The following is a 26,082-nucleotide window of genomic DNA, read 5'->3' on the forward strand; positions in this document are numbered from 1 at the left end:
CCCCTATCTGAAGATGGTGTGGCGGGCCACCAGGGCCGGCAGGTAGCAGGCGATGGCCATGGCCTTGTTCGGGGCCATGGAGACCGCTCCGCGCTGGCCCGCCAGGCGGCATCCCACGAGGTAGAGGAGTGTCTCGCGGGCCACGCCCTTGAGGGTGGTGGATCGCTGGGCGCAGTAGCGCTTGTGCTTCCAGTAGCCGATGGGGTTGCGCTTGGCGTTGGCCGCGAAGTTGTGGGTCAGCCCGTCGGGCAGGTAGTGGCAGATGGTGAGGATGGTGTTGTCGGCGAGCATGTCGTAGTGCTCATCGAGGCGGTAGTACACGGAGGTCTCGGCGATGAAGATCTCACCGGGGGCGACGTCGTAGGGGTGGTCCCGCAGCACCTCGGTGCGGTGGATGAGGGAGGTGTCCCCCCGGAATCCCATGGTCTCGAACAGGTCCCAGTACTTGACGTCCGTGGCGCCCTCGGGCATCCAGGTCTCCATGGGGGTGGCCTCATCGGTGCCGCGCAGGGCCACGATGCCGGCATAGCGGTCCTGGCCCTCGATCGTCCTCCACACGGAGAGCACATGCTCGATGGCGGTGGGCACCAGCCAGTCATCGGAGTCGACGACGAAGAACAGCGGGCTGGTGGTTCGCTCCACCCCCACGTTGATGGCCCGGGGCTTGCCGCCGTTCTCGGTGCGCACGTAGTCGATGGCGATGCGGCCCTCCTCGATCCAGGAGCGCACGAGCTCCTCGGTGGAGTCGGTGGAGCCGTCGTCGACGATCATCCACACGAAGTCCTGGGAGGTCTGAGCCACCAGGCTCTGGTAGAGCACAGGCAGGATGTAGGCGCGCTCGTAGGTGGGGGTGAAGACGCAGACGGTGGGGGGCGTACGGTCCTGCTCCTGGGCCCGGGCGCCCGGCCCGCCGGTGGGCGCAGCGGAGGGATGGCTCACGTGCTCAGTCATGGTGGGCCTCGCCGTCGTGCTCCGGGTGGACCCAGGTGACCGACCGCAGGTGGGAGGGCGGGCGCTCCTCGGGAGGCGGCACGCGCCTCCAGTCGCCGTAGTAGGAGGTGAGGACCTCCTCGGCCCGGGCAGGCACCGCGAAGGACTGCCCCTCGAAGGTGGCCCGACGGGCGGGCAGGAGGTCGTCGGGGGCCAGGATGTTGCGGTCCATGGAGTCGTCGGTGAGCAGCACGTAGCGCAGGTCCTCCTGGCGCGCCCCCGCACCGGCACCGGCCGAGCGGGCCAGGGCGTCGGCCTTGCGGGCGACATCGTAGGGGTCGATGCGCCGGGTGAAGGGGTGGATGAGGCGCTTGACCAGGCGGGCGGCGGTGGAGGTGGCGTAGCGGGGGTCGGTGGCGGCCAGGTGGCGCCACCACACGAGGCGGGAGGCCCGCTTCTTGATCCGCTGCAGGCGGGGGTCGGTGAGGTCGACGCGCTCCAGGGGGAAGATGTCCACCCACAGGCCCAGGGCATTGCGCTCGTCGATGAAGGTCTCCTCAGCGCGGGTGCGGGTGTCCACCAGCTTGAAGAAGGGGTAGATCGAGGAGCGGTCCCGGTAGGAGGCTATGGTGAAGCGGGGGTCCAGGGCGCCGTCCTGGTAGAGGCGGTAGAGCCGCTCGTAGTCGGCCCGGGGCATATGCACGTCGATGTCGTCATCCCAGGGGATGAAGCCCTCGTGGCGCAGGGCCCCGATGAGGGTGCCGTAGGCCAGGACGTAGGTCAGGCCGTGCTCCGCGCACAGGCGGTCCAACTCGCGCAGGCAGTCCAGCTCGACCTTCTTGATCTCCTCCAAGGAGAGCGAACCCATTGCGGCCCTTCCCTTCACGACGTCCGTGCCCGCCGCACCGGCCAGTGCCCTGGCGGCAGCGGCGCCACGATGGTACCTGCTCAAGCGCTCGGGCCGCGCCCGCCGGTGGCTCCCAGCCGCCCCGTCCCGCCACGAGTCGGCGCGGGTCGGCGCGGGTCGGCGCACACTCGCCGGCCCGCCGTAGCATGGGCACTGTCTGCGCCCCGGCCGTCAGGAGCCCCATGCCCACACGTGTCCCTCGAACGCTCGTCATCATGCCCGCCTGGAACGAGGAGGCGGCCATCGGCGAGACCATTCGCGAGCTGCGTCGGGCCGTCCCCGACTACGACCTCCTCGTGGTCAACGACGGCTCGCAGGACCGCACCTCCCAGGTCGCCCGGCGGGCCGGGGCCCACGTCCTGGACCTGCCCTACAACCTCGGCGTGGGGGGCGCCATGCGCGCGGGCTACAAGTTCGCCCACCGCTTCGGCTACGAGCGCGCCATCCAGGTCGACGCCGACGGCCAGCACGACCCGCGCGACATCGAGGCCGTCCTGGAGGGCCTGGAGCGCTCCAACATCTCCATCGGGGCGCGCTTCGCCGAGGCCGGGACCTACAGGGCCCGCGGCCCGCGCCGCTGGGCCATGGTCATGCTCGCCGCGATCGTGGGGCGCGTGGCCAGGACCCGGCTCACCGACGTCACCAGTGGATTCAGGGCCGCCGACGCCACCGCCATCGACCAGTACTGCCTGCACTACCCCGCCGAATACCTGGGCGACACGATCGACTCCCTGGTCATCGCCCTGCGCTCGGGCCTGACCGTCAGCCAGGTGGGGGTCTCCATGCGCCCGCGCCAGGCCGGCACACCGTCGAACAACCCGTGGAAGTCCGCCATCTACCTGGGCCGCAGCATGTTCGCCCTGTTCATCTCCCTGACCCGCCGCCCCATCGACCGCACCCGGCGCCCCACCACGGCGCCCAGTGCCGCGGCCCAGGAGGCCTGACCATGCTCCAGCTCTTCTACGTCCTGGTGGCGGCCCTGACGGTCTTCTTCATCCTGGCCCTGCTGCGCAGCCGGAGGCTGCGGGAGAAGTACGCCGCGCTGTGGATCGTCGTCGGCCTGGCCATCGTGCTCCTGGCCACCGTGCCAGGCCTGCTCAAATCCCTGTCCCAGCTCCTGGGCTTCGAGGTGCCCTCCAACCTGCTCTTCGTCCTGGCGATCTTCCTGCTCCTGGGCGTGGCCCTCCACCTGTCCCTGGAGATCAGCCGGTTGGAGGACGAGACCCGGGTCCTGGCGGAGAACATCGCCATCCTCAACCTCATCGTCACCGAGGCGGGCCTGACCGAGCCACTGTCACACACCACCCCCACCGGTCCCGCAGGCCCAGCCGCCTCCACAGGCCGCATCCACTGCGCCGAGAGCCATCGCACCGCTGCGGGCCCCGAGTCCGCGGGCCCCCCGCAACCAGGCCCCCCACCCACCACCACGGACTAGGTGCTCGACGCCACACCCCCATACGTTCAGGTTCCGCCCCCTGGGTACTATTCTCGAACGCACCCACAACCCCTTCCATGATGAACGGATGGTGCCTTTCGTGACCAGCCCAGCGGGCACGCTCACCCAGCCCCAGTTCGACGTCCTCTACGCCCTCCTGCGCGCCGGGGCCGCCCTGACTCAGCGCCAGATCCACGAGTCCACCGGCATGTCCCTGGGCAGCGTCAACACCGCGGTGCGCGAGTGCGAGGCGCTGGGCCACATCGCCGAGCGCGCCATCACCGACGCCGGCCGGCGGGCCCTGGAGCCCTACCGGGTGGACAACGCCGTCATCATGGCCGCCGGGCTCTCGCGCCGATTCGCGCCGATCTCCTACGAGCGCCCCAAGGGCACGCTGCGCGTGCGCGGGGAGGTGCTCGTCGAGCGCCAGATCCGCCAGCTCCAGGAGGCCGGGATCACCGACATCACCCTGGTGGTGGGCTACAAGAAGGAGTACTTCTTCCACCTGGCCGAGCAGCTGGGGGTGCGCATCGTCGTCAACGACGACTACGTCACCCGCAACAACAACGGCTCCCTGTGGCTGGTGCGCGAGGAGCTGGGCAACACCTACGTGTGCTCCTCGGACGACTACTTCACCGTCAACCCCTTCGACTCCCACGTCTACAAGGCCTACTACTCGGCTCAGTACGTCGAGGGCCCCACCCAGGAGTGGTGCCTGACCACCGGCCCCGGCGGGCGCATCACCGGCGCCCAGGTCGGCGGCGCCGATGCCTGGACGATGCTGGGCCACGTCTACTTCGACCGCGCCTTCTCCGCCGCCTTCCGCCGCATCCTGGAGCGGGTCTACCACCTGCCCGAGACGCTGCCCAAGCTGTGGGAGTCGATCTACATCGAGCACGTCAAGGAACTCGACATGGTCATCCGCCACTACCCGGCGGGGGTCATCAACGAGTTCGACTCGGTGGACGAGATCCGCGGCTTCGACCCCATGTTCATGGAGAACCTCGACTCCGAGGTCTTCGACAACATCGCGGCCTCCCTGGGGTGCGCCAAGTCCGAGATCCAGGACTTCTACCCGCTCAAGCAGGGCATCACCAACCTGTCCTGCCACTTCTCGGTCGCGGGCCGGGAGTACGTCTACCGCCACCCGGGCATCGGCACGGACAAGATCGTGGATCGCCAGGCCGAGATCGAGGCCCTGCACCTGGCCCGCGATCTGGGCCTGGACGGCACCTTCCTCGTCGGAGACCCGCTCAAGGGGTGGAAGATCTCCCGCTTCATCCCCGGCGCCCACAACCTCGACGCCTCCAGCACCCACGAGCTCTCCCAGGCCATGACCATGGCGCGCAGCCTCCACCAGAGCGGGAGGACCCTGTCGCGCAGCTTCGACTTCATCCAGGAGGCCGCCCGCTACGAGGGGCTGCTCCAGGAGCACGGCCCCATCGACGTCCCCGGCTATCCCGAGCTGCGCGAGAAGATCATGCGGCTCAAGACCCATGCCGACGCCGACGGCTTCCCCCTGGTCCCCAGCCACAACGACTTCTTCCCCCTGAACTTCCTGGTCGACCCCCGCGACGGCATCCACCTCATCGACTGGGAGTACGCCGGCATGTCCGACGTCGCCAACGACTTCGGCACCATGGTGGTGTGCGCCGAGCTGTCCGAGGAGCGCGCCGATGAGGCGCTCGGCTTCTACTTCGGCCGCACGCCCACCGACGTCGAGCGCCGCCACTTCTGGTCCTACGTCGTCTTCGCCGGGTGGTGCTGGTACGTGTGGGCCCTGGTCAAGGCCGCCGAGGGCGACGACGCCGGGGAGTGGCTCCTCATCTACTACCGCCACGCGGCCAACTACGTCGACGCCCTCCTGGCGTCCTACGACTCCGGCACCACCGAGCTGCCCTCCCCCCTGGACAGCCACCGACTGAGCACGAGGAGCGGATCATGAGGTTCGGTATCGTCTCGGGCTGCCTGTGGGGGCTGGATACTGTGGTCCTGGGCATCGCCCTGGCGATGTCCCCCTTCCTGGGGGCCGGCCAGGCCTCCCTGGCCAGCGCCCTGCTGCACGACGCCGTCTCCGCCATCATCCTCCTGGTCTACATGCGGATGCGCGGGCGGCTGGGGCACACCCTGGAGGCCCTCAGGACCCGCAGCGGCAAGGCCGTCATGGCCGGCGCCATCATGGGCGGGCCGGTGGGGATGAGCGGCTACCTCATCGCCATCAACAACATCGGCCCCGGCTACACCGCCATCATCTCCACCTTCTACCCCGCCGTGGGCACGCTTCTGGCCTTCCTCCTGCTCAAGGAGCGGATGCGGCCCCGCCAGATTGTGGCGCTCATGGTGGCCCTGGCCGCCATCGTCCTCATCGCCTGGTCATCCTCGACGACGCAGACCGGCCCCTCCCCCATCATCGGGGTCGTCGCGGCCCTGGCCTGCGTCCTGGGCTGGGGAGGGGAGGCGGTCATCCTCGCCTGGGGGATGCGCGACGACAAGGTGGACAACGAGACGGCCCTGCACATCCGCCAGACGACGTCGGGGCTCGCCTACATCCTCATCGTCGCGCCCGTGGCCGGGATCGTGGGGTTCTCGGCGCAGGCCGCCCTGTCGCCCTCGATGGGCATGGTCTTCCTCGCCTCCCTGGCCGGCGCGGTGTCCTACCTGTTCTACTTCAAGGCCATCGGCCAGATCGGCGCCTCGCGGGGCATGGCCCTCAACATCTCCTACTCGGCCTGGGCCGTGGTCTTCGCCCTGCTCCTCCAGGGGACGGTGCCCACTGTCCTGCAGGTGGTGTGCTGCGTGGTCATCCTCGTGGGCACGGTGCTCGCGGCGACCCCCGACTGGCGCGACCTGCGCCCGGGGCCCCCGCGCAGCCGTACCGGAGCGGGAGCCCGGGTCCTCACCCACTGACCGGGCCCTCCCAGGCGGCAGCCGTGCGCAGCGACAGACCCCGGGCACCGGAGGCAGCGCAGCTCAAGCGCGACTACGCGTGGAACGCGGCAGCCTCCGTGTCGGGCTCCCTCGCCCTGGTGGTCATGCTCGCGGTGGTCAACCGGGCGGCCGGAATCGAGGCCCTGGGGCTGTACTCCCTGGCCATCGGGATCGGCCAGCTGTTCCAGACCCTGGGCATGTACGAGGTGCGGGCCTACCACGTCACCGATGTGGGGCACCGCTTCAGCTTCGGCACCTACCTGGCTACCCGCCTGGTGACGGTGGCGCTCATGGTGCTGGGGATCATCGCCAACGCCCTGTGGGTCTCGCCCACCGCCTCCACCGCCCTGCTGGTCATCATGGTGGCCTGCCTGCGGGTCTTCGATGCCCTGGAGGACGTCTTCCTCGCCGAGTTCCAGCGGGCCGGGCGCCTGGACTTGGGAGGGCGGGCCGCCACGGTGCGCACGGCGGTGACCGTGGGCGTCTTCTGCCTGGCCCTCGCGCTTACCCGGGACCTGGCCGCCTCCGCCCTCGTGGCGCTGCCGGTGTCGGCGGCGGTGATGCTGCTGGCCTTCCTCCCGCCGGCACGCGGGCTTTTCGCGTGCCAGCCCCAGTGGCGGGCGCGGGCCATCGTCGGGGTGCTCGTGCAGTGCCTGCCGCTGTTCGTCGCCTCCTTCCTGGCGATGTACCTGGTCAATGCGCCGCGCTACGCGATCGCCGCCCACCTGGATCTGCGCGCGCAGGGCTGCTTCGCGATCATCTACATGCCCGCGGTGACCATCAACCTGCTCTCCCTGCTGGTCTTCCGGCCCCTGCTCACGCCGATGGCGGTGCACTGGGCCCGGGGGGAGCTCGCGGCCTTCACCGGCCGGATCCACCGGGGTCTGGCCACCACGGGCGTGGCCTTCCTGGTGGTGGCCGCGGTCGCCTGGCCGCTGGGGCCGTGGATCCTGGAGGCGGTCCTCGGCCAGGACGTCCGCCCCCTGCGCGCCGAGCTCATGGTGCTGGTGGCCGGGGGCGCCCTCAATGCGGCGGCCGTCATCCTCTACTACGCGCTGACCACGATGCGTCGCCAGCGCCTGGTCCTCCTGGGCTATGCGCTGGCCGCCGCCGCCTCCTGGGCCCTGTGCCGCCTGCTGGTGCCCCGCAGCGGGCTCATGGGGGCCTCCGCCGCCTACGCCGCCTCCATGGGGGTGCTGGCCGCCGCCTTCGCGCTCTGCCTGCTGCCGGCGTCGGGGATCGCCCGGGGGCGCGTGGGCCAGCGCTGGCCCACGCGCCACGGGCTGAGCAGGGGGCGCTGATCGTCCGGGCGCTCAGGGCCCCATTCGAGGGAGACGGGGCGAGCGCGGTGGGGCGCAGGGCCAGATCGGCCGGGCCCACTGGGCTGGCAGCAGTGCAGTACCCCGGGCCGGCCGACCGGGGCACCCGCGGTGGGCCAAGGCGGTGATGGGCTGGGTGCGATTGGGCGTCGCTTCGCGACAGGCGCATCGCTTAGCGACTTGGACGACACTCACAGGTGTCGTCCAAGTCGCGAAGTGACGCCCAACGTGAGGCCCACCCCCTCCCCGAGCACCTGGCCCTCCCGCCCCCTGACCCTCCCGCCCCCTGGTTCTGCCAGCGCATCAACCGAGCCCCCAACGAGGTCGGGCAAGAGCGATGGAGCCGCAGCCGAGCAGCCTGAGAAACCGAGAATGGCCCGCGTCCGAACTCCCAGCACCGGCCGTGCCGTGCAGGTGTGCCGGCCGGCCGGTGCCGCCCCGCAGCCATCCAGCGCAGGCCCCTGGCACATGCCCGGGCGTTCCGTAACCTGCACCCGGGATGGCCTCGATCCGGAAGGGCTCCAGGACCTCACCGCCCCGGTGGGGCCTGAGCGGCGTCGTCGGGCTCCTCGGCTAGCATGGTCGCAGCCCTGGTGGGCTCCCTCACCACCGGGCACGGCAGGAGAATGACCAGATGAAGCTCGCCATCATCACCAACACCTACCCTCCCCGGACCGGCGGGTTGGAGCTCCATGTCCATAACCTCGCCCAGGGGCTGGTGGAGCAGGGCCACACGGTCCGTGTCCTGACGATCTCCCAGGACGGCGCCCCCGCCTCTCGCCGCGATGGCCGAGTGACCGTCCTGACCGGGCGCTCCCACCTGCCTGTGGCCGATGTCATCAGCTTCCCCTCCCTGGGCACCACCCGCCGCATGGCCGGCTACCTGGCCGCCGAGGGCATTGAGGTGGTCTCCACGCACACCCGCTTCTTCCCCATGAGCCTGGTGGGGCTGCGGGCGGCCCGGCGAGCGGGCATCCCGGTCATCCACACCGAGCACGGCAGCGGCTTCGTGGCCTCGACCTCGCCGGTGATCGCGGCGGGCTCGCGGACGGTGGACCTGACCTGGGGCCGCTACGTGCTGCGCCGCGCCGACCGGGTCCTGGCGGTCTCCCCCCAGGCGGCGGACTTCGTCACGCGCCTGAGTGGGGTGGGGGCGGAGGTGTTCTACAACGCGATCACTCCGCCGGTGGCGGGCGTGGTGCACGGCGACCGGCCCGCCCATCTGGTCTTCGTGGGGCGGGTCGTTGACGGCAAGGGCTGGGACACCTTCCTGGAGGCGGTGGCCGCGCTGCGCAGGGGTGGGCTGGAGGTGGACGGGGAGCTGCTGGGCGACGGCGCCGATCTGGCCCTGGCGCGCCGGCGGGCGAAGGACCTGGGGCTGGAGGGCGTTGTCGATATCCCCGGGAGGGTGCCCGCCGCCCAGGTGCGCGAGCGCCTGGACGGGGCGACCCTGGTCAACCCGACGGTCCTGTCCGAGGGCTTCCAGACCACGCTGCTGGAGGCGATCGCCGAGGGCGGCCGGGTGGTGACCTTCGAGGTGCCCGGTGCGCAGCTGCTGCGCGAGTCGGGGGCGCCGGTGGCGATCTGCCCCGAGCGCACGACGACCTCACTGGTGGCCACCCTGCGCGAGTTCCTGGCCGCCCCGCCCCCTTCCGCCGTCCCCGATCTCATCACCCCCTGGACCTGGCCGGTACGGGCCCAGCAGTACAGCCGGATCGCCCAGGAGGTCCTCGACGGCGCCCGCTGAGCCCGGATGAGCCCCGCCGGGCCCGGACCCGACGCTTCATCCTGACCCCTGCCTCGCGGATTCGCCCTTCAAGACGCGGATTCGCCCCTCCAGAGCCGGTCAATCCGCGTCTGGAGGGGCGACATCGCGTCGCTCGGGGATATCGGGACGATTCGGCGCGCGGCCTACCCGGCGGCGCCGGCCGCGCAGGCCGCCGAGCTGACGGAGGCGGGCCCCGAGTCGGCGGTCGTGGGGTCGATGACCATCGGGTCCCATTGCGGCTCGATATCCGCCCACTCCCCCGGCTCCACCGGGCGGGCCTCGTCCTCCGCCAGGCGGCCGCCCTGGGGCGGCGAGTCCTGCCCCGGTGCGCCCTCGGAGAACTCAACCGGCTCGGATGAGGCTGCCGGAGCGGCCCCGGTACCAGGATCAGGACTGCCCTCGGCACCTTCAGACGAGGTGATCGGACCAGACACGCTGCCACCGGCACCGGCCTCCTCCGCCCCCTCCTCACGGGAGCCGGGGTCCTGGGTTCCAGCGGCAACCGCAGCCGCGGCACCGCCGCCCACCACCGGGTCGCCCGCAGCCGAGGCGTCCACTGCCCGCGCCCCGGCCTGCCGGCCCTCACCGCCGCCACCGCGCGGGTCGGCGGGCTCCACCGGCTCCTCCTGGCCATGGGCGTCGAGGCCGCGGGCGAGCAGGAGGGCGCAGATGAGCGCCACCGCGTACATGAGGGAGCCGATCGCCCAGACTCCCATGGGCGAGATCGGGATGTCCCACCACCACTGGGGCTGGAAGTCCAGGTTGATGGGCAGCCATCCGGCGGCATCCTTGCCCAGGTTCACCAGGCCGTGGGTGTAGCGCAGCAGGATGCGGTGCAGGGCGTAGGCGTGAGCCAGGCAGGACAGGCCCACGATGAGCACCGCCTGCGGGGTGGACAGGATCCGCTCCCCGCTGCGCTGGCGCAGCCACACAAGGAGGAAGGGGGCCAGCAGCGGCAGGAGGTAGCGGGGCTGGAGCTCGTAGTTCGACTCGAAGCCCTGCGTGTAGGACAGCGCGGCGGGCAGGCAGACCAGCGCGCCGGCCAGGACCCCAGCCGACAGCAGCTTCCTCCAGCCCACGGTGCGGGCACCGATGAACAGGGCGATGCCCGCCAGGCCCAGGGCCATGACGGCGATCGGCCCGTCGAAGGGCACGTCGAACCAGCCCGCGCCCCAGCGGTCGCCCCCGTAGAAGCCCCCGAAGTACTCGGGGATGGTCAGGATGATGAGCTTCAGGCGCGTGCCGTTCGACAGCGCACTGGTGGGCTCGGAGGAGACCACCGCCTGGGACTGCCCCGAGCCGAGCATCATCCAGGCGCCGATAGCGCTGACCACGGCCGCCACCGCGGCCTGCAGGAGCACCCGGCGGCGCCACCTCAGGCCGATGAACAGCGCCAGGGAGACCACGAGCAGGTAGAAGGCGGAATCACCACGGCAGGCGCAGGCCAGGAGGGCGCCCACCAGGGCCAGGCCCAGCAGCACCCAGCGCCGTCGGCCCCGGCTGCGCAGCGAGCCGTACATGCCCGCGGCGTAGCCCAGCACGCCGGTCAGCGCCCAGGAACTGGGGTTGTTCGAGGCCACGAGGTAGAGGCCCATGGGCATCCAGGCCAGGATGATCGCCAGGCTGTACTGCTCGCGCAGCCGCGCGGGCATGGCGCCACCGATGGCGCCCAGCAGGCCCACGGCGATGAGCAGGTTGACCGCCCGCATCGTCAGCGCCGAGGTATCGACGTCGTCGCCGATGAGCAGGTGGTGGAAGCGGTAGTAGCCCTTGGGGTAGTTGCCGTCGTCGTAGCGGCGCGAGTAGATCTCGCTGTCCTCGGGCACCGCGCCCTGGCAGGAGGCGGGAACGTCGTCGTGGAAGGCGTAGCAGCGGGCGGTCTCCGAGACGCGCGAGGGCACCAGTACCTGGACCTCCCCGTTGTGCTCGCGCGTGGCGCAGCCCGAGGAGGACACCGGCCGCGGGCACCAGATGCTCCCCAGGTGGAAGTCGTCGTCGGGGGACCCGCCCACCGGGGAGGCCACCACCCAGCTCAGGCCCGTGGCCAGGACCGCGGCGGCCAGCACCAGTCCCAGGGCCCACCGGGAGCCCGCCCGACGGCGGTCGGAGCGCCGGCCGGAGCGGTGCTGAGGGCCGTGCGTGGCGGCGAGCCGGCGCAGCGCGGTGCGGGCGGGCCCGGGGGAATCGGCCGTGGAGGACGGCTCTGCGGTGGCGGTGGCGGAATCGTGCACAGTGCTCTCAGGACTCTCGGTGGTCTCGGGGTTCTCAGGGCTCTCAGTCACGGTCCCCGGCCTTCTGGACGAGGGAGGAGACGTAGTCCTCCAGTCGGCGCATGGAGTCGGCGGGGGTGAAGCCGGTGGCCTTGATCTTGGACAGGTCCAGGGTGGAGCACAGGGGGCGGGGGGCCACCTCCTGGCCGGCGAAGTACTCCTCGGTGGTGATCGGGGTGACCGACTCGGGGCTGTGCCCGGTCAGCTCGTAGACGCGCTTGGCCACATCGGCCCAGGAGACCACCTCGCCCTCGCCGGAGAGGTTGTAGGTGCCCCAGGGGGCGCCGGTGCTCAGCAGGTGGACGATGCCCTCGGCGAGGTCCGCGGTGAAGGTCAGGCGCCCGACCTGGTCGGCCACGACCTTGGGCTCCACCCCACGCTCGGCCAGGGAGGCCATGGTGCGCACGAAGTTCTTGCCCTCGCCCACCACCCAGGAGGTGCGCACGAGGTAGTGGCGGGGGGCCGAGGCCACGGCGGCGTCGCCCCCGGCCTTGGACTGGCCGTAGACGCCCAGCGGGCTGGGGTCCTCGTCCTCGGTGTGGATCTCGGCGGTGCCGTCGAAGGTGTACTCGCTGGAGATGTGCACCAGGGTCAGGCTGTGGCGGGCGGCGGCGCGGGCGAGGTTGGCCGGGCCGGTGGCGTTGGCCCGCCAGGACAGGCGCCGCCCCTCGGGGGTCTCGGCGCCGTCGACATTGGTCCAGGCGGCGGCGTTGATGATGATGTCGTAGGCGCCCCAGTCGGTGGCCTCCATGGCGGCGGCATCCGAGATGTCCACCTCGGGCAGGTCCACACCGGTGGCCGTGAAGCCCGCCTGGGGCAGGCGGGTCATGAGCTCGCGGCCCAGCTGGCCGTTGGCTCCGGTGACCAGCACCCTGCGGCCCGCGGGCGCCGTCGGGGCATCAGGGGCAGCAGACGACGTCGGGGCCGCGGGGAAGGGGGTGACCGCCTCCAGACGCGGGTGGGCGCGGTCCTTGTCGGACAGGATCGCCTCGCTCAACGGGATGGGCCAGGGCACGGCCACGGTCTCGTCGGCCAGGTTGAGGAAGGTGTACTGGGCCTCGGGGGACCAGTGGTCATTGACCAGGTAGGTGTAGGCGGTGCCCGGCTCCAGGGTCTGGTAGGCGTTGCCCACGCCCTTGGGCACGTAGACGGCCACGGAGGGGTCGATCTCACAGGTGTAGACCGCCCCGAAGGTCTCCCCCTCGCGCAGGTCCACCCAGGCCCCGAAAACCCGGCCGGTGGCCACCGAGACGTACTTGTCCCAGGGCTCGGCGTGGATACCGCGGGTCACGCCCGTCTCATCGTTGAAGGAGATGTTGTTCTGCACCGGGCCGAAGTCGGGCAGGCCCAGGGCGAGCATCTTCTCGCGCTGCCAGTTCTCCTTGAACCAGCCCCGGTTGTCCCCATGGACGGTCAGGTCGATCCGCAGGAACCCCGGGATCGGTGTGGTCTCGATGCCCAGGGGCTTGGCGGTCTGGACGGTCATGGGCGCTCCTATCGAGGATCTTCAGGATTTCCCGACATGTTTGTCACGGGGGTCGTGGCGGGAACTGACGCGGCCCGGCGATCATAGCGCCTGTCCGGGACACGATCGCCACCCCGCGCGGCCACCACCGGGCCCCGCTCACCCCCAGTACTCGATGTGGGGGTCGGTGGCCATGAAATCCACCCAGGGGGCCAGCGCGGCGGCCTCGGAGTCCAGGGTCCGGGCCTGGCGGGTGGAGGACTCCCGGTGCACCAGGCGCACGCTGTTGACGCAGACGATGGCCGTCCCCCGGCCGGCCAGGCGCAGGCAGAAGTCGGTGTCGTTGAAGTTCAGCGGGAGGTCCTCGTTCCACCCGTCCACGGCCTCGTGGTCGGCGCGACGGTACATGAGGCAGGCGCCCGTGACCGCCAGGTACTCCACATCGGCCTGCGCCAGGGGGTCGGTGGGGTCGTCGGGCTCGTGGAGCCGGGGGTGGGTGGGCAGGATCGTGGGCGGGCAGACCACGCCCAGGTGCTGGATGCCCCCGTCGTCGAAGAGCAGGCGGGCCCCCACGGCCCCCACGCCCGGCAGGTCGAGGGCGGCGAGCATGTCCTGGATCCAGCCGGGGCGCACGGGCTCGATATCGTCGTTGAGCAGCAGGACGACGTCGCCGCGGGCCTCGGCCACGCCGGCGTTGATGGCCCGGGAGAAGTTGAACCCCCCACGGGTGCGCGCCACGCGCAGGGGCCCGTGCCACAGGGCCCGGCAGGCCTCGATGGCCGCCTCGGGGGCGGCCTCATCGACGACGAGGACGATCTCGCAGTCCACGCCCCCGGTGGTCTGGTCCAGGGCGGCCACCAGGGCCTCGACCAGGACGCGAGGTCCGGCGTCGGCCAGGTCCCTGCGGGTGAAGGCGGTGGGCACGACCACCGAGACCCGGTGCTCGCGCGGCCGGCGGGGAAGGACCCGGGGCAGGCCCGTGGGCCCGGGGCGCACGGTCTCGCCGCTGCGGCCCTGGCGCTCCAAGTGGCGGCGGACTGCGGCCAGGCGGTCGGCCAGGGTGCCGGCCCGCACCGGGCTCGCCTGGTTGACGGCCACCACCGGGCAGTGCTCGACGACGCCGGCGGCATCGACCAGCCGCAACTGGAGGTCCCACTCGGTGGCACCGCCCAGTGCCTCGGGCGCGCCGCCCTCACTCGGGGCGGAGGAGGGCTCCTGCCCCGAGCCGGTGACCTCGCGCAGCAGCTCGGTGCTCACCAGCAGGGCGCGCCCCGCATAGGGCAGCTGCTCCAGCAGGCGCAGGGAGAAGCGCGGGCAGCGGCGGATACTGCCCTGCTCGATGCGGTCGGCGGTGAGGACCTGGGCCGAGCGCGCCCGGGCGAAGCCCTCCAGGGCGCGCAGGCTGCCGGGCTCCAGGCGGTCCCCGGCCCGCAGCAGCAGGGCGTAGGGGGCCTCGGTGCGCCGGGCGCCCTGCCCCCAGGTGGTGCACACATGCAGCTCGTCGGCGGGCGAGGACACCACGCGGGTACTGGCGGTGGTCGCCTCGACCTCCTGGGGGGCCCCGTCCAGGACGAGGACCGCGACGCCGCGGGGGGCCTCCTGCCCGGTGGGCGCCTGCGGGCCCGGGGCGCCGGCATTCTCGAGCACTCCAGCGGTCTCGGGGGCTCCCACATCCTCGGGGGTTGCCGCGGTCACCGGCGTGGCGGGGGTGACCGGTGTGGTGGTCTCCTCGCTGCCGGCGCGGCCCGGGCCGGTGCTGGCGGCGGGACTGGCGGCGCTCATCGCAGGAGCCTCCGTACCGCTCCGCCCGCGCGGCGCCGCAGGCCCCAGTAGGCCCGGCTACGCAGGCTTGCGGCCGAGGGCCCCACCGGGCCGGCGCCCTGGCCCAGCTGGCGCTGGAGCTCGGCGACCAGGGCGTCCACGGCCTTAAGGTGGCGCTCCAGATCACCGATGTGGGCGATCTGCTCCTCGATGATGTCGGCCCGGATCGCCGCCGCCGAGGACAGGGAGGTCACCTGGGCCTGGAGCTCATCGCAGCGCAGGGACAGCGCCCTCATCGAGATGGCGGCCAGCTCGGAGTCGGCCTGCCCGGGCTGCTCCGACGGCGGGGAGGCGGCACGGCCGGGCTGCGCCTCACCGTCGGCGAGGCCGGTCTGCGGGGCGCGCTCCCCATCGGCCTGGGGCCCGCCGGCCTCACCGGCGTCGGGGGCCGCCTGCGCCCGGGACTGGGTGTGGGAGGACTCCTGGCTGCTCATGTGCCCAGCATAGGGCCCTGCCTGGGGGCCGGAGGAACATCGGTACCATGAGGCCCATGAGGATTGCCCAGGTCTCTGCCCACTACCCGCCGAACTTCGTCTCGGGAGGGACCCTGGTGCCCCAGCGCATCGCGCGCCTCGTGGCGGCCGCCGGGCACGAGTCCCACGTCTACGCCGGATACCTGGACGACTCGCGCACCCCCCTGGAGACCTGGACGCAGGCCGACGGCCACGGGGTGGAGGTCACCTGGCTGGTGACCACGCCGTGGACGGCCTGGAGCGACCCGCTCAACTTCGACAACCCCGGGGCCGCCCAGGCCTTCGCCGCCTGGCTGGAGCAGGTGCGCCCCGACGTCGTGCACATCCACTCCCTGCAGACCCTGGGGGTGGGCCTGGTGGAGGCCGCACACCGCTTCGGGGCGAGGGTGGTCCTCACGATGCACGACTTCTGGTGGTTCGGCTCCCGCCAGTTCCTGGTGGACCACGACATGCGGCCCTGCTCCCTGGTCAGCGAGTGCGGCTCCTGCGACTGCGACTCCGCCCCCCAGCTGCGCGGGCGCGGCGCCCGGCTGCGCCGGGCCCTGCACAGCGCCGACCTGGTCCTGGCGCCCTCGGCCTCCGCCGCCCGGGTCTTCGCGGCCAACGGGGTGGACCCCGATCGCCTGCGCGTCAACGAGAACGGCCTTCCCGATGACCAGCTCGCCCGGCTGGGAACCACCCCCCGGGCGCGCACCGGACAGGGCCCCCTGCGGCTCATGTACGCCGGGGGGGAGCAGGAGATGAAGGGCTTCCACATCCTGACTCAGGCGGCACGCAGCATCGGGCAGCGCGAGGGGCTGAGCCTGGATGCCTACGGGGTGGGGGCGGCGGCCGCCAAGGGCATGCCCTCGTGGTTCCACGCCCGCGAGGCCTTCAAGCCCGAGGAGCTCCTGAGCGTCCTGGAGGACCATGACGTGCTGGTGCTGCCCTCGGTGATGCGCGAGTCCCACTCGATCCTCACCCGCGAGGCCCTGGCCGCGGGCCTGGCCGTGGTGTGCACCGACACCCTGGGGCCTGAGGAGGCCGTGGCCGAGGGCGTCAACGGGCATGTGGTGCCCGCCGGGGAGCCCGGCGCCCTGGCCGAGGTCCTCCAGTGCCTGGCCGACGACCCCGCCGCCGCCCGGACCCTGACCGGCCAGGGCTCGGCCTCCCCGATCCGCTCCCTGTCCCAGCAGGGCGCCGAGCTGCTGGGGATCTATGACGGGCTCGCCCAGGACCGGGGCACCGATCCCTCCAGCCCCATGCTGCTGGAGCCCGCCGGCGAGCAGCCCGACATCCTGGCAGCGCAGGCCCAGCTGCTCCACCGCATCCTGTTCATCGTGGGCATCGACGGCGCCCCCCTGCGCTACCGCTGCTACCTGCCCGCCGAGGCCCTGGCCCTGCACGGCCACGAGGTCACGGTGCGCCACTACTCCGACCCGCGCCTGTCCCAGGACATCCACGAGGCCGACGCCGTGGTCCTCTACCGCGTGCCGGCCACCGACCGCATCCTGGGGATCATCGAGGAGCTCAAGGCCCGCCCCGAGCCGGTCCCCGTCCTGTTCGACGTCGACGACCTCATCTTCGACTCCACCCTGCGCGGCCGCCTCGATGGCCTGGCCTCCCTGTCCGCGGCCGAGCAGGACCTGTGGTGGCACGGCGTGGACCGCTACCGCACCACCATGGAGGCCTGCGACGGCTTCGTGGGCTCGACCCAGACGCTGTGCCAGGAGGCCACCCGGCTGACCGGCATGCCCTCCTACCGCTTCTCCAACGGGGTGGGCATCCCCCTGGCGCGGGCCTCGGACACGGCGGTGCGCACCGAGCCCACTGCGCCGTCAGGCACCAGTGCCCCGGGCGAGGGCTCGGCGCAGGGTGCCGACGGCGCCCAGCAGGCCGCCGGCCCGTCGGCCACGGCGGCGAGCGAGGAGAGGGGCAGCGTCACCATCGGCTACTTCTCGGGCACGACGACCCATGACGCCGACTGGGCCGCCGTTGAGCCGGCCGTCATCGCCGTCATGCGCCGCCACCCCCGAGTGCGCCTGACCCTGGGCGGGCACCTCAAGCCCACCCGGGCCCTGGCCGAGTTCGGGGACCGGGTCTCGCGCATGCCCTTCACCTCCTGGCTGGAGCTGCCCACCCTGCTGCGCCGCACCGACATCTGCCTGGCGCCCCTGACCGGGGACTCGATCTTCAATGAGGCCAAGTCGGCGATCAAGTGGCTGGAGGCGGCCCTGGTCTCGCGCCCCACCATCGCCAGCCCCACCCAGCCCTTCCGGGAGGTCATCGAGCCGGGCCGCACCGGCATGCTGGCCTCCACGACGGCCGAGTGGGAGGAGGCGCTGGAGGCGCTGGTGACCTCGGTGTCCCTGCGCACCCGCATGGGCGCGATGGCCAGGCGCGAGGCGCTGCTGCGCTTCTCGCCCTTCCTCCAGGGCCGCGTCTACCGCGAGCTGCTGGCCCGGGCGGCCATCAGGGTGCGCCTGGAGGGCCACCGCGGCGACTCTGCCTGGGAGCCTGTCTCCGACCCCGAGCCCGCCTCGCCCATCCCTGTGGAGCTCGACCCCTACGGCCCCGACGTGGCCCCTCGCCACCTGGTGGCCCCCACCTCCACGGACCGGGCCAAGCGCCTGGCGCGCCGAGCCGTGGCCATGGCGCGCACGGAGGGTGCGGGACCGGTGCTGCGCCGCGCCCGCCAGAAAGTGGCCCGGCGCCTGCGCGGGTAGCCGCGGCCCGCGGCGATATGAGGGCCCGCTCCTCCACAATGCGAGTTCGGGGTGCAGAATGCGACTGCAGGGCCATCGCATTCTGCACCCCGAACTCGCATTCCGGGCGCCCTTAAGAGGGCCGGGGGCCCAGGCGGCCGCGCAGGCCGTGGGCGATGCCCTGGGCCAGGGCCCGGGCGCGCTGACGGCGCGGTGGGGCCAGCAGGGCGTTGAAGGCCGCGTACTTGGCCATCCACACCAGGTAGCCCACCCGCCAGGCCATGGGCAGCAGGCCCGAGCCGATGAGCGCGATGGTGTTGCGCGCCAGGTAGTAGTTGCGCACCGGAGCGTGCACGTGGATGGGCTGGGCGCGCCCGGGCAGGCGCACCACGGAGTCGCCCAAAGAGTGGGCCATGGTGGTGCGCGTGGCCACGTAGAGCTCGTAGCCCTCGCGGCGCGCCCGCAGCCCCCACTCCAGGTCCACGTGGTCGATGAAGAGGTCCTCGTTCATGCCCCCCACGCGGTCCAGGGCCTCCATGGAGATGAGGCAGCCCGAGGCCACCAGGAAGGCGACGCTCAGCAGGGGCTGGTCCAGCTCCTGGGGGGTGGCGCGGCGCGGCCCCCAGCGGCGGGGGACGTAGACGAGCTGGTCGCGGCCCTCGCGCTCCTCCCCCACCAGGGGCCCCACGGCGGCGGTGGGCCGGGGCTTGGGGGTCCCTGAGGGGCTGGAGTGAGAGCCGGCGGCGAAGGCCTCCAGGAGGGAGACGACCATCCCGGGGCGGGGCTCGGAGTCGTCGTCGGAGAGCAGGACCCAGCGTGCGCCCAGGTCGCGCGCCCGGGCGATCCCGATGTTCTGGGCGGCGGCGATGCCCAGGTTCTCGCCGTTGGCGACCAGCTGGGCGCCGGTGCGCTCACAGGCGCGCCCGATGGGCTCCGTCTCGGCGCCGGTGGAGCCGTTGTCGACGACGACCACCCACTGGCACTGGCGGGCCAGCTCCTCGATGAGGGCGGGGGCGGCGGCGTCGGGGTGGTAGGTGATCACGACGGCGGCCACCGCGTTGGCGGGGCCGGCCGGGGGCGCGGCGCTCATCGGCGGTACCTGGCCAGGCGCCAGGTGATCTTGTCGGCCACGCCCTTGACGCCGCGGGTGCGCAGGACGCGCACGGCGGCCCTCAGGTCGCGGCGGGCGGCGGCGACCAGGGACAGGCCGGCCGTCCCTGCCGCCTCGGCGAGGCAATCGTGGTCGGCGGCGCGCTGGGGGTCGGCGCAGTAGTCCACCAGTGGCGCCAGGCTGCGGCGCCAGCGGAAGGCCTCGGCGGCCTCGGCGACCCGGCCCCGGATCTGCTCGGCGTGGGCCTCATCGGTGAGGATCTCGATGATGGCGCTGGCCAGGGCCTCGGTGTCCTCCACCGGGACGGTGGCGCCCAGGCCCTGGCGCTCCACGAGGGTGCCGAAGGAGTCCCCGGCCGAGCACACGATGGGCAGGCCCGCCCACAGGTAGTCCAGGATGCGGGTGCGGAAGGAGAAGGCCGTCTCGATGTGGTCGAAGTGGGTGGAGATGCCGATGTCGGCGTCCATGAGGTAGTTGATGCGGTCCTCGTAGACCACCCAGTCCTCGTGGAAGAAGACGGTGGTGCCGGTCAGGCCCAGGCGGTCGGCCTCCTGGCGGGTGCGCAGGGCCATGTCCATCTCGGGCACGTCGGGGTTGGGGTGCTTCATACCCAGGAAGAACAGGCGCACGTTGGGCACGGTGGCCCGCACGATGTCGATGGCGCGCACGACGCTGAGCGGGTCGAACCAGTTGTAGACGCCGCCGCCCCAGATGATGACCGGGTCGTCCTGGGCGATGCCGGGGATGGTGCCCTTGATGGGGTGGTGGGTCTGGGTGGGGGCCTCGTCGGAGGTGCCGAAGGGCACGACGTCGATGAGGCTGCGCAGGGAGGGGTCGGCGTCGTAGGTGACGGGGTTGATGCGCCCGGCGGCTGCCAGGTGGCCCAGCCACAGGTCGCGCTGCTTGTCCGAGGCGCAGACGAAGTAGTCCCCGCGCGAGACCTGGGCGCCCAACTCGGCCAGTGCCCGGGCCAGGGCAGCGTCGCGGTCCTCCAGGGGCTGGTACTTCTCCACCTCCAGGGACTCCAGGTGGAAGGGGTCGTAGAGGTCGACGACGATCTTCTGCTCGACCTCCCGCAGCCAGGGGAAGGTGGCGGCGATGTAGCCCTGGATGATGACGACGTCGGCGCTCTCGACCTCGCGGCGGAAGGTCTCCACGCTGGTGCGCGCCACCAGGAAGCTCTCGGAGCGGCGCTGGCACTCGGCGAAGGTCACCAGGCGCACCCGGTGGCCCTCGGCGGCCAAGCGGGCGGAGATCTCCCAGGCGCGGATGGCCGGGCCCGCCATCCTCTCCCCCAGGGTGTCCAGGGTGACCACGAGGATGCGCCGGGGGGCGGCGCCGGCCGGGGCTGCGCTGGTGGCGGCGGGCGCGGAGCCCTCCTGGGGCGCCGCTGCGGCGCTGCTGTGCTCGGTCATGACTGTGTGCCCTCCTGTACCTGCTCCTGCTGGGGTGCCTGCGCCCGGGCGGGCTCCGGCGCCTGCCACTGCCCGGACATGGCCACCGGCCCCCCGGAGTCCAGGCCGGTGCCGTGGCCCACGTGGAGCCAGGCGATGTCGCGCACGAAGTCGACGACGTCGTCGGCCCCGGTGCCCACGATGCCGGCGTGGATCCGGTAGAGGCCGCGCTGGAGGGGCAGGGCGGGGATGGTGATGTCCACGTGCCCGCGGCCCTCCAGGGCCTCCAGGCGCGCCCCCTGGTCCCGGGAGAAGCAGGCCCACAGGTTCTCCCCCTCGGAGGTGTCCAGGGTGATGCCGAGGTTGGGGTCGGGGATCGGCGAGCGGGCGCTGTAGTGGATGCGCAGGGTGGTGGGCTCGCCGCTGCGCAGGCCCTCCTCGCCCACCGGCCCGTGGGGGCCGAGGATCTCCACCTGCTCGACCAGGGCCTCGCCGGTGCCCCAGCGCACCCGCCCGCTGTCGTCGGTGCGGATGTTGGTGCGGGCGGCGTCGGCGTACTGCTCCAGGACGACCTCGGCGGCCCCGTAGGCGCGCAGCTCGCCGTGGTCGAGGTAGGCGGCGTGGTCGGCCATCTCGCGCAGCTGGGGCAGGGAGTGGGACACGACGACGACGGTGCGCCCGTCGCGGCGGAACTCGGCGAACTTCTGGGCGCACTTGTCCTGGAAGGAGGCGTCGCCCACGGCGAGGATCTCGTCGACGAGCATGATCTCGGGCTCGGTGTGGATGGCCACGGAGAAGCCCAGGCGCACGTACATGCCCGAGGAGTAGTTCTTCACGGGCTGGTCGATGAAGTCCTCCACGCCGGAGAAGTCGACGATCTGGTCGAACTTGGCGTCGACCTCGCGGCGGGACATGCCCAGGATGGAGCCGTTGAGGTAGACGTTGTCGCGCCCGGAGAGCTCGGGGTGGAAGCCGGAGCCGACCTCGAGCATGGCGGCGATGCGGCCGTGGCGGGTGATGGTGCCGGCGTCGGGCACGAGGATCCGCGCCAGGCACTTGAGCAGGGTGGACTTGCCCGAGCCGTTGTCCCCCACGAGGGCGAAGGTGGAGCCCTGGGGGATGTCCAGGTCAATGCCCTTGAGGGCCTGGAACTCGGTGTGCCGTGAACGCCCGCGCCGCAGCAGCGCGGATTTCAGGGTGTTGTTGCGCTCCTTGTTGACGCGGAAGGTCTTGGCCACGCCCCTGATGGTGATCGCCGGCTGGGTCATCACAGCACCTCCGCGAGTCGCGACTGGTGGCGGTCGAAGACCCGCCAGCCGATGAGGAAGGCCCCCAGGGACAGGGCCAGCACGATGAGGCTGGTGCTGGCGTCGGGGAGCCGGTTGTCGTAGAGCAGGTTCCTGAAGGCCTCGATGAAGTGGTAGAAGGGGTTGAGCTCGTAGAGGCGGATGACGGTGATGCCGTGGAAGGAGCCCAGGGAGTCCGAGACCTTGCGCACCATGGAGGCGGGGTAGACGATCGGGTTGGCGTAGAACCAGATCTGGAAGAGGATGCCCACGAGGTACTGGGTGTCGCGGAAGTAGACGTTGGCGATGGACAGCATCATGGCGACCCCGGTGGCGAAGAGGGTCAGCAGGATCATGAGGGCCATGGCCGGCAGGATGTAGAGGTAGGGCACCCCGCCCAGCAGCGCCACCACCAGGACGAGCACGATCATCTCGATGCTCCAGGAGTAGAGCCAGGACAGGGAGTTGGACACCAGGAGGGCGGAGCGGGGGAAGTAGACCTTCTTGATGAGGTTCTCGTTGCCCACGAGGGTTCCCATGCCGCCGTTGACGACGTTGGCGAAGAAGGACCAGGGCAGCAGGGCGCACATGAGCCACAGGGCGAAGACGTTGAGCCCCGAGGGGTCGCCGGGGTCGGGCTGGACCCTGATGATAAAGCGGAAGACGAAGGAGTAGACGATCATCAGGGCGATGGGGTTGGCCAGGGACCACAGTTGGCCCAGCGCCGTGCGCTTGTACTTGCCCTTGACCTCGCGCATGGTGAGGTTGTAGAGGAGCTCGCGGGACTCCCGCAGATCAGTGATGATCGCCAAGACGCATCCTTCGATTGAGTGGAGCCGGTCCAGTCCCACCACCGCGCTCGTGCCGCAGCGGGCCCGGGGCCCGCGAGGGTCGAGAGGCCCAGCGGGGCCCACCGCGACAGCCGCCCGGCTCGGACACCGGACGGGCGGGCCGGGGCTGTGAAGGGACCGGGGCGCTCGGGAGGACGACGGACAGGACGAGCGGCGCCGTCCCCCGCAGTAGGGGTCTGGCGCGCCCGCCCTACGCTACCACCATGCGCCGGCCGGCCACCGCGCCGGGAGACCCGCGGGTGGTCAGCCGGCCCGTAGGCGGCGGTCCCCGGGTGGTCGGCAGCCGGACTTATGAGCCAGTCGGCTAGGCCTCACGGGCGGGGTACGAGGTGACAGGATGATCAGGGCCGGAGGCCACTTGAGGAATCTTCTGCCCAATACGCTCAAACAAGGCGATCAGCACGTCCAGCTCCTCCTGCTTGATCGGAGCATCAGGATCTGGGCGACCACCCACCACCGACGCCCCATAACCATCAGGATAGGACCACACAAAGGCAGCCCTGCCCTTATTATCCACCGTCACCCCCTGACCCTCAACACCCTCCACCGACACAGGCACCGCACTACGATGCTCCGCAATACTGGAAAACGTACCCTGCTCCCCAACATCGATATCACCAAAATGGTCATAATCATAGGTCAACACTATTTCCTGGAACAGGCCATCAGATAGTGTGAACGTAACGGAACATTTTAACTCACGATGACTGTCGGGACTCCTCACCCAGAACACGAAAGAATCTATCTGCCGCCCCACCACATCCTCCACCACGCTAGCCGAAGTCAGTTCACACACACCGACTCCCCGCCTACAACATCCCCGTTACTGGAATCCAATGAGGGCACCGAACAACCGGACAACACAGGAATAGAAAGCAATAGTACGAGCCCGGCCCATTGAGCCGCACTATAACTAATAGGCATCACCTCTCGATCTCCTTGGAAATTTCGTATCCCCGTTGTTCACCTCGCGAATAACTGCCATTAAAGTCGTTTGACAACCCCTCATGGATATCCTCGTTAGGAGTTCCGTCCATGCTTCTCGTCCACGTCCTCACCTTGTTGTAGGCATCACTGTCGGCACTGGAAAGATCCATGCGATACGTACCATCCGCATCCCGAACGATCCAGGAGTACTCACCAGAGAATTTCTTCAGATCCTCCTGGCTGATCAGACCGTCATCACCAGTAACGTCCCCCGAGTTAGCAGCACTCTGAACCGCCATCGCCCAGAGAGCAGAATCGGCATCAGACTTCATCATCTTCGACTCCGGTGACTCTGTTTTAGGGACCATTATATCCGCAATGACAGGTGACAGGAGCGTTGTCGCCACCGAGGTCGCGGCCCCACCTGCAGGCGATCTCATAAACGTAGCGGCCGATCCGCCTGCGGAAGTGAGTCCCGCGGTAACCACCGTCGTGAACACACCTATCGCCGTCTGAGCGGATGCCGTCCGCGCAGCATGATCATCCCTGGCTTCTCCTGCCTTGGCGTCCGCCATGCCACCAAGCGCACCGATAGCCTCAGCGGCCGGAACATACGCATCATTGATTCCATCGATCTGCTCCGCCCTATTGCCTGCATTGGCAGCGATATCAGCGTTCGCAACGGATCGCGCATGCTGCGCGATTCCGGCACTGATCGTCCCCGCGGCATCCTCATTGTCGATCACCCGGTAGATCAAGGTATTGAAATCATCTGAAGATGCCGCCGGAATTTGCTCTGGATGTGGACCCACTCCCGAAGCTGTCGCGCCGCAAAGAACGGACTCCACCTCAGGTGCGCAGTTCGCAAGAAGAACACCGAGCCTTGCCTTCGCCGCGTCGCTATAGAGACCCTCCTCCGTATTCTTCACCAGATAGTGAACGGCGTGTCCCGCCAAGTCATCAGCTCTTGCCGCCATTGTCGAATCATCACTAGCTCGATGAGCCGAGGCTGAAGCGATCGCAGCGGTGAGCGCCGCAAAACCCTTCTTATCCCAACGCCGCTCCGATAACTCATGCATCCGATTCATATTCCCGCCTGCACGGCTTCCGTCGGGGATCGATCCTTCCGGAGCCAAGAAATCAAGCGCGGCATCAGGGTTATTCCCCATTGCATCGAGTACTCCAGACAAATGATGAGGGCCGATCACTACATCAGAATTTCCTTTTCCCGCCAGAGACTTAACGCCAATATTAGAGTAAGTTGCCATAGTTTCCCATGGCAACTCTTCAAGACCGTTCCCAAGGGAAACGAGGAAGTCCTTGCCGAACTTCAGATCGTTCACATGATCACCGTTGGCATCATGATCGCCGAGTATGGCATTGAGGATGGTGATTCTATCCCATTCCCCTTCTTCATCCACGGAACTAACAATCTTATTCGCTACTATCTCTGACTTCTCCGCACTCCAGGTTCCAGACGCAGTGGACAGAGCGACTCCAAGAAGCTTGTCTATCTCGCTCCCCGACCCTGGGCGAACACTAGCCTTCCGAAAATACCTCATATTCGCACCAAAAGTCTCCCGCACATCTAGGGAAATCCTGATCAGGTTCTCCGGACCTATAGTGTCGACGAGGCCATTCGCATAGGTAGTGTTCTCCTTGTTCGCCTCGATCGACTTCACCAAGTCATCGTAACTGCGGCCACTCGGAAGTCGCCCACCGTTGTCAAGGTTCTTCAGATCATGTGCATCCGTCGCACCCTGAGCCCACTGGCTCAGGGTCTCCGAAGAAGTCACATTTGCCTCAGTAGGAATCTCCACCGTGATCCCGCCACTACTATCAGCGACAGTCACTCCATTGCTATTGAGATCCTCGATCACATTCTTGCACTTCGCTATGTCACTAGCCCTAGCATTGACGGCATCGATCGCCGTCTGGATGCTCGTCAAGTGCACATCGATCGATACCGCCTTCATTGGATCATGCAACTGCTCACTCTGATCATCGATCCGGCTCTTAGCCACCGTCGCCGACATAGCCAAGGCCCACATCGCTTCGATCTTCCCAGCCAGCTTCTCGGGGTTCATGTACAACTTCGTCATCATGCCACCTTTATCGATACGTTTAATATTCTAGCAGAACCAGTAGCAGGTCAGGCGTTCGGCCACCGACCCTCATCGGACTCCGAGTCCACCATATCCTCCATCCCCGAACGTTCAGAGTCGATAGCGGAAATAATGTCCAAGAACGCATTTGCCAACGAACCCACTTCCGCCTTCATTGCATCATTCTGTGCGTCCGCCAGATTGCTGGTCCACGTATCAGGACTATTGACCCCACCACTCGCTGATGTCAGATCCACCACGGGCCCAGACGGGATTTCCACGAAGTTACCCTCAACCCCCATCGGATCCATCTCTTTCTCCACAGTGGCCCGCAGTAGCGCTAGAGCCCTCTTCCGCGGATTGCTGATCATGTCCCCCATCGAGCCCCTCCTCGTAATCGAATGATCA

At 69.9% G+C, this 26,082-nt stretch carries 20 protein-coding genes; 7 read left to right on the plus strand and 13 right to left on the minus strand.

Features of this window, described 5'->3' with window-relative positions; translation table 11 throughout:
• Nucleotides 1-3: 3 nt before the first annotated feature.
• Both MANAM107_RS02520 and MANAM107_RS02525 read right to left on the minus strand, forming a co-directional pair.
• The gene (locus MANAM107_RS02520) at nt 4-951 is read right to left on the minus strand and encodes a glycosyltransferase family 2 protein (protein ID WP_223910706.1); all 948 of its coding nucleotides are present in this window, start codon (nt 949-951) and stop codon (nt 4-6) included.
• Entirely contained in the window at nt 944-1,798 is an 855-nt protein-coding gene (locus MANAM107_RS02525; RefSeq protein WP_223910709.1) for a LicD family protein, read from the minus strand. The genes MANAM107_RS02520 and MANAM107_RS02525 overlap by 8 nt, the downstream gene beginning before the upstream one ends.
• A gap of 221 nt (nt 1,799-2,019) precedes the next feature.
• On the opposite strand from MANAM107_RS02525, the gene MANAM107_RS02530 reads away from it, so the two are divergent.
• From MANAM107_RS02530 to MANAM107_RS02555, 6 genes are all read left to right on the plus strand, one after another.
• Nucleotides 2,020-2,781: a glycosyltransferase family 2 protein gene (locus MANAM107_RS02530; protein ID WP_223910712.1), complete on the plus strand. Its 762-nt coding sequence runs from the start codon at nt 2,020-2,022 to the stop codon at nt 2,779-2,781.
• A 2-nt stretch (nt 2,782-2,783) separates the two neighbouring features.
• Nucleotides 2,784-3,272, plus strand: a complete 489-nt coding sequence (locus MANAM107_RS02535; protein ID WP_223910716.1) for a DUF2304 domain-containing protein — start codon at nt 2,784-2,786, stop codon at nt 3,270-3,272.
• A gap of 88 nt (nt 3,273-3,360) precedes the next feature.
• Nucleotides 3,361-5,217 (plus strand): phosphotransferase, encoded by a 1,857-nt coding sequence (locus tag MANAM107_RS02540; protein ID WP_223910719.1) that lies wholly within the window; start codon nt 3,361-3,363, stop codon nt 5,215-5,217.
• Complete coding sequence (locus MANAM107_RS02545) at nt 5,214-6,179, plus strand: DMT family transporter (RefSeq protein ID WP_223910722.1); 966 nt, start codon at nt 5,214-5,216, stop codon at nt 6,177-6,179. Before MANAM107_RS02540 ends, MANAM107_RS02545 begins: the two co-directional genes overlap by 4 nt.
• 23 nt (nt 6,180-6,202) lie before the next feature.
• A complete protein-coding gene (locus tag MANAM107_RS02550; protein ID WP_223910724.1) occupies nt 6,203-7,501 on the plus strand; it encodes a lipopolysaccharide biosynthesis protein in 1,299 nt (432 codons plus the stop codon).
• Between the two features lie 652 nt (nt 7,502-8,153).
• Complete coding sequence (locus MANAM107_RS02555; protein WP_223910727.1) at nt 8,154-9,266, plus strand: glycosyltransferase family 4 protein; 1,113 nt, start codon at nt 8,154-8,156, stop codon at nt 9,264-9,266.
• 164 nt (nt 9,267-9,430) lie between these two features.
• On the opposite strand, the gene MANAM107_RS02560 is transcribed toward MANAM107_RS02555, so the two are convergent.
• The 4 genes from MANAM107_RS02560 to MANAM107_RS02575 all read right to left on the minus strand — a co-directional run bounded on the left by MANAM107_RS02560 (nt 9,431) and on the right by MANAM107_RS02575 (nt 15,277).
• A complete protein-coding gene (locus tag MANAM107_RS02560; RefSeq protein ID WP_223910729.1) occupies nt 9,431-11,569 on the minus strand; it encodes a DUF2142 domain-containing protein in 2,139 nt (712 codons plus the stop codon).
• On the minus strand, nt 11,562-13,043 hold the full coding sequence (locus MANAM107_RS02565; protein ID WP_223910732.1) for a sugar nucleotide-binding protein: 1,482 nt from the start codon (nt 13,041-13,043) through the stop codon (nt 11,562-11,564). The genes MANAM107_RS02560 and MANAM107_RS02565 overlap by 8 nt, the downstream gene beginning before the upstream one ends.
• Before the next feature lie 138 nt (nt 13,044-13,181).
• Nucleotides 13,182-14,804, minus strand: a complete 1,623-nt coding sequence (locus MANAM107_RS13030) for a glycosyltransferase family 2 protein (RefSeq protein WP_263421916.1) — start codon at nt 14,802-14,804, stop codon at nt 13,182-13,184.
• Entirely contained in the window at nt 14,801-15,277 is a 477-nt protein-coding gene (locus MANAM107_RS02575) for a hypothetical protein (protein ID WP_223910735.1), read from the minus strand. Before MANAM107_RS02575 ends, MANAM107_RS13030 begins: the two co-directional genes overlap by 4 nt.
• Nucleotides 15,278-15,333: 56 nt before the next feature.
• Here MANAM107_RS02575 and MANAM107_RS02580 point away from each other — a divergent pair, with 56 nt between their 5' ends.
• Entirely contained in the window at nt 15,334-18,021 is a 2,688-nt protein-coding gene (locus MANAM107_RS02580) for a glycosyltransferase (RefSeq protein ID WP_223910737.1), read from the plus strand.
• 112 nt (nt 18,022-18,133) lie between these two features.
• Here the strand turns inward: MANAM107_RS02580 and MANAM107_RS02585 are convergent, their stop codons facing one another.
• The 7 genes from MANAM107_RS02585 to MANAM107_RS02615 form a co-directional block, all read right to left on the minus strand.
• Nucleotides 18,134-19,090, minus strand: a complete 957-nt coding sequence (locus MANAM107_RS02585) for a glycosyltransferase family 2 protein (RefSeq protein WP_223910740.1) — start codon at nt 19,088-19,090, stop codon at nt 18,134-18,136.
• Nucleotides 19,087-20,526 carry a glycosyltransferase family 4 protein gene (locus MANAM107_RS02590; protein WP_223910744.1) on the minus strand — a complete coding sequence of 480 codons (1,440 nt, stop codon included), beginning with the start codon at nt 20,524-20,526 and terminating at the stop codon, nt 19,087-19,089. Before MANAM107_RS02590 ends, MANAM107_RS02585 begins: the two co-directional genes overlap by 4 nt.
• Complete coding sequence (locus MANAM107_RS02595) at nt 20,523-21,773, minus strand: ABC transporter ATP-binding protein (RefSeq protein WP_223910747.1); 1,251 nt, start codon at nt 21,771-21,773, stop codon at nt 20,523-20,525. Before MANAM107_RS02595 ends, MANAM107_RS02590 begins: the two co-directional genes overlap by 4 nt.
• Nucleotides 21,773-22,603: an ABC transporter permease gene (locus MANAM107_RS02600; RefSeq protein WP_223910750.1), complete on the minus strand. Its 831-nt coding sequence runs from the start codon at nt 22,601-22,603 to the stop codon at nt 21,773-21,775. Before MANAM107_RS02600 ends, MANAM107_RS02595 begins: the two co-directional genes overlap by 1 nt.
• Nucleotides 22,604-22,946: 343 nt before the next feature.
• Entirely contained in the window at nt 22,947-23,411 is a 465-nt protein-coding gene (locus tag MANAM107_RS02605; protein ID WP_223910753.1) for a hypothetical protein, read from the minus strand.
• Nucleotides 23,412-23,565: 154 nt separating this feature from the next.
• Entirely contained in the window at nt 23,566-25,671 is a 2,106-nt protein-coding gene (locus tag MANAM107_RS02610) for a DUF6571 family protein (RefSeq protein WP_223910756.1), read from the minus strand.
• Nucleotides 25,672-25,721: 50 nt separating this feature from the next.
• Nucleotides 25,722-26,054, minus strand: coding sequence for a hypothetical protein (locus tag MANAM107_RS02615; RefSeq protein ID WP_179900335.1), 333 nt, complete (start codon nt 26,052-26,054; stop codon nt 25,722-25,724).
• Nucleotides 26,055-26,082: the final 28 nt, after the last annotated feature.

Source organism: Actinomyces capricornis (genome assembly GCF_019974135.1).
Lineage (GTDB): Bacteria > Actinomycetota > Actinomycetes > Actinomycetales > Actinomycetaceae > Actinomyces > Actinomyces capricornis.